The sequence below is a fragment of the Bacillus sp. SRB3LM genome, assembly GCF_015712745.1.
In the GTDB taxonomy this organism is placed as follows: domain Bacteria; phylum Bacillota; class Bacilli; order Bacillales; family Bacillaceae_G; genus Bacillus_A; species Bacillus_A thuringiensis_K.
This window is the reverse complement of the sequence record NZ_VWVQ01000025.1, coordinates 1-10,656: the sequence shown is the minus strand read 5'-3', so window position 1 is coordinate 10,656 and position 10,656 is coordinate 1. Positions and strand designations below refer to the sequence as shown.

Genomic DNA, 10,656 nt, shown 5'->3' with positions numbered 1-10,656 from the left:
TCCGCACTCATCATTAAATGGAATGACTCCGTATCAGTATTCAAAATCAATTGCATAATCTATTTCATGTTCCAGTTTTTCTTGACCAGGTCAGTTGAGCCTAATGTCCTTACCGCGACAATCAGCTTGGGTAATAATAGTAATGGCCCTGTTGATTTAGCCTTAAATCCTATAGTTCAAAAATTATATACTTCAAATTGGACTAGTGGAAATGTTTCAGTTGTTGATATAGCGAGTTCTCCTAGCACGCTAATTACAAATATTCAAAGTGGTAGCTTACCTGATGGAGTTTCATTAAATCCGTTTCCTATTATGTATCAATATGCGTTCCCAGCTAGCCTTATATATTCACCGTCATCAGGAGGAAATTTAGTGTACGTTATTGATCAATTGACAGATAAAATAGTTGGTACGATTTCAGTTGTTAATCCAAGGTGGAGTGGAGTAAATCCTTTTGGAACGGGGTCATAAATTTTAAAAATGCTTAAAACGCTACTAATAAAATCAATTGGTTAATGAGGTAATTTTATAGTAGTAAGGGTCTTAAAAACTACAAATCTGTGAATAGGCATGAATTTAACTTTGAACATACGTATTTTTATTTTTAAATTCATGTCTTTGGTTTTAGGTATATGTTAATAGTATTGAGCCTGTAAATTAAAGATATAATATTATAAATCAAAAAAACTAGCTGTGCATGCATTAGATAGCAGTTTTGACTAAGCTAAAAGGGCTTGTGCCAGCCCTTTTTTTGAGTTTATTAAACTGTTGTTCAATTTGTCTATGCTCTTTCAACAGTTGTTTTCTAAGAGTTGTATTTATAAAATGTGATAACACACGATGTTATGAATTTTTAATTTGTTCGCCATTGCATGGGTTAATTGGATTCACCGCAAAAATATCACAATTCATAAATTTGCTGATTATCATAAGCAGCATCCACAACGGAAAACAATACATTTTGGTCTTGTATATCTTGAAGCAATACAGGAGCCATTTTGCTATTATGGATGTTCGCTGTTGTAAATGCGTAAGACAATACATCATCTTCTGGTGTAAAACAAACATGGGGCTTATACCCTTTATACCAACCATAATGAGTAGATTTTCCCCATTTCGCTTGAGAATCATTTTAAACTACTTTGTAAGGCAGTACTATCGATTAATACACAAGGAATTGGCTCTAAATTTAATTCCTGAAGAACTTTTTCATGAATGCTTGGAATCCTCTTTTCACGAAACCAATTACCCACAAGTGGAAAAATAGAAATATGAGGAACAAAATATAAACCATAAGATACACGAAATGAAGAATATTGATGCAAAAAAAGAGTTAATTTACGTAAAGAGTCAATTTGGAATACGGTTTTTAAGAAAAAACATTTCAGCAGAGCTTTTTTACAGATTAGTGGGCGACCTGTCAAAGGCGAAACGCCTCCAATAGTTAAACTGTCTACGTATCCAAATAAAATTCGCAAAATGGATTGATTTTGATCAAGATTGATTATCATACTAGTAAATCAGCTCTTTCTGGAGATAGTGTGAGGTAGTATCGCAATTCCCATAAACTGGATTTTTTATGTGCTTATTTTTGGATATTTATGAGGTTTGCAACACCTCGGTTAATATCCTTAAAAGCGCTATGATGGTCGATTCTATAAAGTGCAGGCTAGATATTCTCCATCATAAATTCATTATTAAAATATAGTTTTTCCATCAATTTGTTTACAATCCCATTGAAATAAGCAAATGAGCTTTTTTTAATTTTTACCCTAGATTTTACTTTCATAATAAATTCTTTCATAGCTTGTACACTGATAGTGAGTTCTTGCTCTTTCATAAATGCTTTCTCACTTGTTGTATATACACTGTCTTACAATTTTTCAAAACTCTTGAATTGTTTTAGATTCACTGTAAAAAGAGTTAACTAAAGAAATAAAATGCTCTGGTACCCCGTGAGCAACAAAATCAGCTTGTTCAATATTCTCTTCTGGAATATTGCTATGCTCATTACTATTACGTTAGTTTATATCTTTTATATTTTGTTTTAAGAAAACAGGTTTTGTATTAATGGTAGGACATTTCTTCCACAATTGGTTGAATGATAATAGCATTAGAAGTTTGCAGTATATCTTTTTTTCATTTCATTGCTATCTGTTTAACCATCTTTAGATCCACAAGTTTCTTCATTAAGAATAGTACCAACAATTCGATTAGCACACACCCTTATGAGAAATGAAGCTTGGCTCTATATATTTTGTCCGGATGACTTGCAGATAGAAACAGCTATACGTTATAAAATAGATGAGAAAAAGAAGACAATTATTCTAGATGTAAAAATTCCGAGATGAAGAAGGCGTTTTAAATATTGTAGAAATAGATCGAACTCAGATGATGAATATAAATGGTGAGAAAATGAAAAGGTACGAATAATTTGAACAGTGTAAAAATCATCCGAAAATTTCATTAGAAAACAATATGGTTGTTTATCATCAATTAGCCACTTGTTATGTAATAATCAAGCAATCTGAAAAAGAGTTGCAACTTACTTTATAATCATTGGCACTAGATATTCCTTATCCGGCGTTTAGCTGTCGTTCCATATACAGTAAGGCTAAATCTTATCAAGATGGAGTAGAAAAACAAAACTAACTCTTTCATTTTGGTGGTTTTTGTAAAAAAGATATATTGATGGGGATTTTATTTAAAATAAGTAATAATACGAGCCTGCTGTATTTATGAATAAGGCCGAATATTTTTTAATTAGAATTATCTATATATGAAGGAATATTATAACGTAGAAGCTGAAAAACAACAAATGATATAGTGATCTCTTATAGAAGAGTCAAAGAATCCACATGGTGTTGATGTGGATTTGTTTTCCGTCCCATCATTTTTAATTTTCAAAAAAATTATGATGAATAGACATGTTTTCTAAACGTTATTTGAAGAGAAATATGGATCCTGAAAATTTCAGCTGCATATACAAATTTAAGAACGGCTATAATTGTAAAAATGATAATGGGACCTATCATTTCTCATAAAGATATCCAATGTGACTTAATTTTGAATGCAAATGGATTAAAATTTGCATACATTTTGGTTTAATAGACCAAAATGTATGAGAGAGTATATTCTTTAGAAAGGAGATAACCTAGTATTGTGTGTCACTAGGTCCTGTATCCCACATGTTACTATCTCGACAAAAAGAACTTTTATCTATATTACTGCAAAATAAAAAATGGTATACATTTTCAGAGCTAGCTTCGGAAGTGAAATGCTCTATCAAAACTGTACAAAGGGATTTCCAAATCATCAAAGATATCTTGCCTCCGCAATGGAGTATAGAAGTTTGTAAAGGGAAAGGCGTAATTTTACACAAACCGGCTCAGCATTCTGGTATCGAGCTAAAATCTTTATTTGTCAGGGGAGACACTACCTATGCCATATTAGATGCTATTTTTAAAGGCCGAGTCCACTCCCTTGATTTATTGTCTGAAAGTTTATATATACCCAGGTCTTCTCTGTCCCATTATTTAAAGCATGTAGACCAATATCTACAATCCTTTGGATTGATTTTAAAAAGAAATCCACTTTCTATTCAGGGGGAGACAACAACAGTTATGCTTATGTATCAAACGTTTTATATCAATAGTCATGGTGACCATGAATGGGCATTTCCCCGAATAGATGAGGCCTCGATACAACAATATATCACACAAATAGAAAAAGAATTAAAGATTAAGTTGTATCCTTTATGTAAAAGAAAAATAATGTACCTTAGTGCTATTTTATTGGAGCAAAAGATGCAAGGAAAAGTAATCAAATTAGATTCCGATTGTATGATTAAGATTACAGATACGCCCTTCTATCAATCTGTATTGAAAATGAACTCATTACAAAACAATATTCATTTTAACAAGGATGAATTGGCATTTCTTATCCTCTCGATTAATTGTTCAAATTATATACATCAAGATTTAGTCGCTTATAAGAAAGAAGTGTTACAACATTTTAAAAATGAAAATGTCCGAATTTACAGACATATAAAAGACTTGATTATTCTTTTAGGGAATACATTTCAACAAACATTTAGCGAGAACGATGAATTTATCTTTGCCATTATACAATATTTTAAACAGACTCTTTCCAAATTCTATTTTTTATCTCATATAGATTTTCCCTTTAGTGAAGATGGAGAGTATATAAAAAATCAACATCATGAGACGTTTTTGAAAGTAGGGAACATATATAAAAAATGGATAATTCAATATAACATTCGAGCTCCTATATCTGATGAAGAGATTGCAACTTTAACACTGCATGTAGAGGGAGCGTGCATGTTAGCACGTACGCTTCATGTGAAAGTATGGCTAATCATTGAAGGTGGGGAAAAATGGCTTATGTATATAAAAGGAATTTTATGTTTACATTTCGGTTCTATCTTTCACTTTAAACATGCCGACATTCAGGATATGAAAAATGGTGATTACACAAAATCCCACACGGATCTCATTCTTACCACTTTTATGAGCATACAATCATCCATACCAATTATCCGAATTTCAAAAATACCGACAAATAGGGAATTGCAGGATATACAAGAATTTATATACCAAGATTCTATTCTCCATGAGGCATAATGTGTTACTGTGCGGATGGCTCAAATTGACCAAGTTTCAAAAGTTCGCTTCCCAATCTTGTTAAAAAGCGAAAAAATTCTGATTATGAACAAAAAGTGAAACATTAGATATTGTGTACCCAAAAAAATCGCAAAGAAAAAACACCTGTTATTTTTTGGGTATATAGTGATGGATTTGTGGGAGGAGATAAAACAGCTCTTACTGGATATGCGGTAGAATTAGCTGCGCACGGCTACATAGTGGTAAATATCAATTATGCTCTTGCTCTTAAAAATAAATACCCTAAGCCTGTACGTCAACTAGGTAAAGCTTATACGTTTATAAAAACGAATGCAAGAAAGTATAATGTACCGTCAAACCATGTTTATTTTGCAGGAGACTCTGCCGGAGCACAAATTGTTGCCCAATTCGTTAAGATTCAAACATCGGAAGAGTACGCGAAATTAATGAAAATAAAAGCGGTTGTTTTGCCTACTACCATCAAAGGTGTACTTCTATTTTGTGATCCGTATCATATGCCTGCACTAGCTCAGATTGACTCAAAGAAAAAAATACAAGATTTTATGCGCACTACAGGTTGGGCTTATTTGGATGAAAAAAATTGGGAAGCATCGTCAAAAGTTCAAACTGCTTCTATTCTATCTTATGTCACGAGCCAATACCCCTACACCTTTATTACAGATGGAAACAAAGGTTCATTTGAAGAACATGGAAAAGATTTAGCATCAGTTTTAAGACGAAAAGGAGATAGTCTTTTCTTTAATAAACATAGTTCGGGTGAGCTAACACATGAGTTTCAATTTAAAATGAATACTGAAGCAGGTCTTGTTACCTTTAACAGAGTTTTAACATTTTTACAGAACAGATCTTTTTCAAATTAGTTTTTATATGCGTATGCAGGCTGACAATATAAATAAAAATTGCACTACATGTGCGAAGCTATGTACATGATTAAAAAAGAAAAAAATGATTTGCAGGATTATTCTGTCCAAAATCAGGATATTTTTGTACAACACAGTTTGAATTAACGGCATACAAAAAGGTTTCGGTAGAAATCCTCGCTTTTTACTTAATACATAGTTCACTTACAACAAAATCATACGTTCTAATTATAGTTGATAGGGAAAGGGATTCTACGACCCAGTTAGTTTAAACTACCTGTTTTGTTATTCAATAGGTTTATGTAGAACGCTTACGATATAGTGCCATAAAAAAGACAAAATCTAGGATAAGAAATAGCACTCCTAAGTTTTGTCTCTTTTTTATAGTTTTACACCGCATGCCTGTTCAACGATATCCTCAATCATTGCATGATTTTTTCAATTTAACTACTAATAGCAAGGCATTGCACTATTTATATAAATAACCAGAAATCACATGTAATAATATATGATAATAAATATTTTGAAAACGCCAATCCCAATCGATTTGTAGTGTAACTCCTTTTTTTAAATCAAGTATTGAACAATCCAGTTCATGAATAATCTCATTGTCTATTTTTTTAACTTTTAATACTTCATATGACTTATTTCCATGTTTAATTTTTCCAAGTTCACAAGATTGGCTACTACCACCTGGATAAAAAATGGTTTGGTTTAATACCATACCATTTTCATTAGCTGAAACGATCTCTGCTTCACATTCATTTAAATAAACTATGCTCTTCATATAATAATCTTGTCATTTGATTCAACTCCTGTTAGATTGAAGATGCAGTAATTCCCATAGTACATGCAAAAATAATTAAGACGCTCCTATTGCACGATTAAACCAATGCATATTTCTTTTGATAGATTTTTTAAAAATAATTATCTGAAATTAATATTGTTAATAAAGTAAACCACAGTCCCACTGCAATTATAATTTCACCACCATATATCCAATGCACCCAATTTGGTGTGTGATGCCCAATGAATTGTGAAAATACACTTTTAAAAAATAATGGAGCTTTTGGGTTTAATAGTTTACACAATACACCTTCACGAAATCCCTGATCTAAAGAGCGTGTCGAACTTTTTTTGAACTCTCTAGCAGTGCCTTCGAACGGTTACATGTACAATTAATGCACTAGCAATACCTATTCCTAAACTATTTTTCCTAACTATTAAAAAATCAAGGCCCGGTGATAAAACAATCAATGCCTCCATAAAAAACTCTACATACATAGGAAGCTAACCTCATTTCTTCACATTTTGAACAATATAAGTCAATAAAACATTTCCTTTCCATAATGTATCAATCTGTTCTTGACCAAAATAATCCCAACAACTTTCATCATCATATCTTTTAGAATATCTTCCTTAGCTAGTAAAACTAATATTAGATGAGGGGTTTGAATAGAAAGTGGAATTTGACCATTAATGAAGCGAGCAATTAAAACTTCTTGATTATTCTGAATAACAATCATTAATCTGTGTCCTATCCACTGCTCTTCAAAAGAACCTGCATTAAGACGATGATAAAAGGAATTTCCGAAAGATGCTATCTCTTGTTCTGTAAATAGTAATGAATATAATTCAACTCTTTTTCCCTTTTTAATTCAGCAGAAGGACGTAATTATTCCAATTTTTCCGCCCATGCGGATACCTTGACTTCTTCATTTGATTCTTCTATTAATCTTTGCATTGCATGAATACATTTTGATATCGAATGAGGGAATGTCTTTTAAGTAACTTAAACAGTTTTTTTGAGAAAAAGAGGAGGGAGGATGATTTTTTTAGGTCCTTACATATATTTTACTAAGCATTGGATTTTTCACGCCTAGTTTGGTAGGAAATTCCTCGATTGCACAGAAACAAATGATAATCGCGAATGTTCTGTTTGCGCGGGACGTCTTCTTTATGTATGTCGTGGGAGAACCAAGATATTTTCCTACAAGTTTTTTGATTTTACTTGTAGGAATTGCGATTATCAGATTAAAACAAAGTTGGTCTGTACCGCCAAGGCGCATCCATCCCCAGAAACTACAGAAACAAGCGAGAAATAAGAATAATTTGTGAGGAAATTTAACAGAAAAAGGAGTGAAGGAATCTTGATACATCAATATGAATTTAACTTTTCAGTGATGTATAGTGGCAAGGTAACAAACTCACAATCTACGATTATTCCAGCAAGTTCTTTAGAGGAAGCAAATAAAAAATTACAATCGGAAGTGAAGCGACGATTAGGAAAATGTAGTATAAAAGTGAATACGGCTAGTTTATATGTTTCAGAAGATAGCCAATATACAATTGAATAAAATGTTCTTTAAAAAGGTACCGTTTTTCATAATAACCCCGATATTAATTGACTATTTTTAATATATCGTAAGGATGAAAGAAATTCACATTTTAAACATGTAATATTGATTGTAAAATTTAGAGTGATTCAGTACACGTTTGAATAAGAAATAACAAATGTTACTTGGATTCATTGAATTGACTAGAAATTCAAATATAATAGCATTTTATTCATATTTTTTATACAAAACGGAGCTTTTTTAAAGTAGGCAATCTTTCAATTTCTATAAAAACTAACTAATCTGTTAATTTAGGTTTGCATATGTATATATTTGCATCTAAAACTTAAATAGTATGCATTGAGAAGTATTTTAATTTGGTTTTCTTACCGAATCAGAATACTTCTTTCGTTAAGAGGCGTGAGAACGCATAACAAGAACTACTAATCGATCTAATTCTTGACTACAGGAACGGACAAGTGGGTGCTTGTATCCATGTATTTGAACCAATAGATACAACCTCTGTTTTTGTTCCGTAATTTGTTTGTGTAGTTGAAGAAAATGAGATGTAGCCATGAAAATCACTCCTATTTGGGATGAAAGTATAATCTTATAAATTATACTTAAAATTCAGATAAATAAAAATAAAAATTCAATATATAAAATAGCCTATTTGAAAAATATTTGTCAGAAATTTTTGTAGACGGCAAAAATATTAACTTCAAGAAATATAAAGGGTATGAAGCGCGTCCTATAAACGGAGCAGTGTCTGCACAAAATATCAAACTAGCAAATGGAAAGCTAACATTGAATCCAGAAGGTGCGAAACAGCTTTGGGAGGGTTATAATAACATTCATAAAATTGAGAAATAAAAAAGAAGGTTAGACAGAAAAAACCAAATAGACCATCTCGATTCCGGAACGATTATTAAAAGAAGTGTTGCAAAAAGGGTGTCATTACGTTAATTTTAATTAATGAATTTCATATTAAAGAAACGTTAAAAAGGCATGATATGTATGCCGTATGGATAGAGGCTGCTAACAAAAGCCAACTGGTTTATAAACATGCAATTTCTACAGTTCGATTCTAACAGAAAAAGAAGCATGAATACCTATGGTTCCATGCTTCTCTAGAATAATAGTGAGGCAAGTGTTTAGTTTGTTACAACTTCTTTTAATTGCTTTTCTGATTTAAATGCAGGTACTTTCCTTGCAGGGATTGTGATAGCTTCTCCTGTTTGTGGACTCCGATCGGATTGTAGCACGTTCTCACACTTCGAATGTACCAACTCCAAGCAATTGTACATTGTCTTTATTTTGCAAAGCTTGTTAAATGGCTTTTAATCATCAGTCACTTCTAGTTTTGATTAGTATTTTTTAGTATAAGATGAGAAGGTGAATGTTGCAAGATTGTTTACGAGATGTAAAATTTCAGATTATTCGTTCACGAAAAAACGTTTTATACGAGGGGAAAAGAGTGAGGAGAAAGAAGGTGAAAACTGCCTTTTACATAGAACTGAACGATTTTGAACGAAATGCTGAAATAGTTGGGGGTTCGCTTATCTTGTTCGTATCCAAATTTTACATCAATTAATATAGAAAAAGCCCCTGAATGTTTTTACCTTCCACTGTTTCACAACATCTCAATAAAATGAAAAACCATAAAGTAGTTACAGTTGGTAGTCAAGGATAAAAGTTAACCGAAAAAGAGCAACTTATCCATAGCATAGATATAAAAGATATTGCGAAGTTTACAAATATGGAACTGTCGGAAATAAACAATATTTTAGAGCAATGAACAGTAGGCACCTCATTGTACAAGGTGCCTACCTGTTAGTTATCTGTTTATTGAGAAAATTAGCGATGTATTCCATGCTTACCAAACAATCGATTGCACTGTTTCTGAATATTTTAGAGTTATAAACTTATTTCTTTTATGAATAATATCATCCTTAGATTTTATTCCAACCTGAATAACAATTTTGTGACTTCTAAAAGCATTTAATAAATCTCATGTGTTGCTTTTACAACCGCATACTCAGAAATATGCTAAAGTATATTTCTGAGTATGCTCATTTCAACATCGATTTCTTGTAATAGTTGTTTTAAGCCACCAAATAATTATTTATTCAATATACTAATACACGGCTTGTACAAAATCTTAAAATTTGATTGATAGTGAGTAAAATTTCATCTGAAGTATGTTGGGATAGAGGGAGACTAACAAAAGAAAGACCAGAAACAATATAGTCTGCATAAAGAATAAAAAAGTCCTTTAAATACTTGTCGATATTTTCTGCAGCCCCATACAATACTGAATACAATGTCATTTGGAGCGTATCTCTTATTTGCATCAACCCTTTTTACACTTTATTATTTTCATTAAAAATTTCAATTTCTCTGGTTAAAGAGCATCCATATATCAACTATCATATTAAAACTGATTAATAAATAAGTTATAGTAACAACCTTGTTTTTCTATCAGAGATTCATGATTCCCTCTTTCTAAAATTCCCCCATCCTTTATAACAAGGATTTGATCTGCTTTTTCAATTGTTTTAAGTCGATGAGCGATCACAAAACTTGTGCGACCTCTCATTAAATTATTTAGTCCTGCTTGTATTTGTAATTCTGTTCTTGTGTCAATATTAGATGTCGCTTCATCGAGAATTAATATATCTGCATCTGCTAAAATTGCTCGTGCAATCGCAAGAAGTTGTTTTTGTCCTTGACTTAAATTCGATCCTTCTGAAGCAATTTCTGTTTCATATTGATTTGGCAAATGCTTAATAAAAG

At 31.8% G+C, this 10,656-nt stretch carries 11 protein-coding genes and 4 pseudogenes; 7 read left to right on the top strand and 8 right to left on the bottom strand.

The window, feature by feature from the left end; genetic code table 11:
* The coding region (locus F3I02_RS16960) for a YncE family protein (protein ID WP_374058653.1) at positions 1-471 on the top strand (471 nt) is incomplete at its 5' end.
* A 139-nt stretch (positions 472-610) separates the two neighbouring features.
* On the opposite strand, the pseudogene F3I02_RS16955 reads toward F3I02_RS16960, so the two are convergent.
* Positions 611-1,511: pseudogene (locus F3I02_RS16955) on the bottom strand (transposase).
* 158 nt (positions 1,512-1,669) lie between these two features.
* Positions 1,670-2,193 (bottom strand): annotated as a pseudogene (locus F3I02_RS16950) (helix-turn-helix domain-containing protein); the annotation flags it as partial.
* Between F3I02_RS16950 and F3I02_RS33980 the strand changes: the two are divergent.
* The 3 genes and pseudogenes from F3I02_RS33980 to F3I02_RS16940 all read left to right on the top strand — a co-directional run.
* Positions 2,193-2,427 (top strand): annotated as a pseudogene (locus F3I02_RS33980) (replication-relaxation family protein); the annotation flags it as partial. The pseudogenes F3I02_RS16950 and F3I02_RS33980 overlap by 1 nt on opposite strands.
* A 737-nt stretch (positions 2,428-3,164) precedes the next feature.
* Positions 3,165-4,643, top strand: coding sequence for an AcpB/EbpR/MafR family transcriptional regulator (locus F3I02_RS16945; protein ID WP_308018568.1), 1,479 nt, complete (start codon positions 3,165-3,167; stop codon positions 4,641-4,643).
* 100 nt (positions 4,644-4,743) lie between these two features.
* Positions 4,744-5,524: pseudogene (locus F3I02_RS16940) on the top strand (alpha/beta hydrolase); the annotation flags it as partial.
* A gap of 469 nt (positions 5,525-5,993) precedes the next feature.
* Here F3I02_RS16940 and F3I02_RS16935 read toward each other — a convergent pair.
* The 3 genes from F3I02_RS16935 to F3I02_RS16925 form a co-directional block, all read right to left on the bottom strand.
* Positions 5,994-6,311, bottom strand: coding sequence for an alanine--tRNA ligase-related protein (locus F3I02_RS16935; RefSeq protein ID WP_196478205.1), 318 nt, complete (start codon positions 6,309-6,311; stop codon positions 5,994-5,996).
* A gap of 130 nt (positions 6,312-6,441) precedes the next feature.
* Positions 6,442-6,615 (bottom strand): LysE family transporter, encoded by a 174-nt coding sequence (locus F3I02_RS34920; RefSeq protein ID WP_196478207.1) that lies wholly within the window; start codon positions 6,613-6,615, stop codon positions 6,442-6,444.
* A gap of 234 nt (positions 6,616-6,849) precedes the next feature.
* Entirely contained in the window at positions 6,850-7,050 is a 201-nt protein-coding gene (locus tag F3I02_RS16925; RefSeq protein WP_196478204.1) for a hypothetical protein, read from the bottom strand.
* Positions 7,051-7,674: 624 nt separating this feature from the next.
* Between F3I02_RS16925 and F3I02_RS16920 the strand changes: the two genes are divergently transcribed.
* On the top strand, positions 7,675-7,881 hold the full coding sequence (locus tag F3I02_RS16920; protein ID WP_196478203.1) for a hypothetical protein: 207 nt from the start codon (positions 7,675-7,677) through the stop codon (positions 7,879-7,881).
* A gap of 390 nt (positions 7,882-8,271) precedes the next feature.
* Here F3I02_RS16920 and F3I02_RS16915 read toward each other — a convergent pair whose 3' ends face one another.
* A complete protein-coding gene (locus F3I02_RS16915) occupies positions 8,272-8,436 on the bottom strand; it encodes an aspartyl-phosphate phosphatase Spo0E family protein (RefSeq protein ID WP_196478202.1) in 165 nt (54 codons plus the stop codon).
* A gap of 108 nt (positions 8,437-8,544) precedes the next feature.
* On the opposite strand from F3I02_RS16915, the gene F3I02_RS16910 reads away from it, so the two are divergent.
* Both F3I02_RS16910 and F3I02_RS33970 read left to right on the top strand, forming a co-directional pair.
* On the top strand, positions 8,545-8,733 hold the full coding sequence (locus tag F3I02_RS16910; RefSeq protein ID WP_196478201.1) for a hypothetical protein: 189 nt from the start codon (positions 8,545-8,547) through the stop codon (positions 8,731-8,733).
* A 140-nt stretch (positions 8,734-8,873) separates the two neighbouring features.
* Entirely contained in the window at positions 8,874-8,951 is a 78-nt protein-coding gene (locus tag F3I02_RS33970; protein ID WP_230876850.1) for an RNA chaperone Hfq, read from the top strand.
* A gap of 63 nt (positions 8,952-9,014) precedes the next feature.
* On the opposite strand, the gene F3I02_RS34915 is transcribed toward F3I02_RS33970, so the two are convergent.
* On the bottom strand, positions 9,015-9,125 hold the full coding sequence (locus F3I02_RS34915) for an HU family DNA-binding protein (protein WP_374058652.1): 111 nt from the start codon (positions 9,123-9,125) through the stop codon (positions 9,015-9,017).
* 1,169 nt (positions 9,126-10,294) lie between these two features.
* Positions 10,295-10,656, bottom strand: a 362-nt coding sequence (locus F3I02_RS16895) for an ATP-binding cassette domain-containing protein (protein ID WP_196478200.1), incomplete at its 5' end; no start/stop codon positions are given.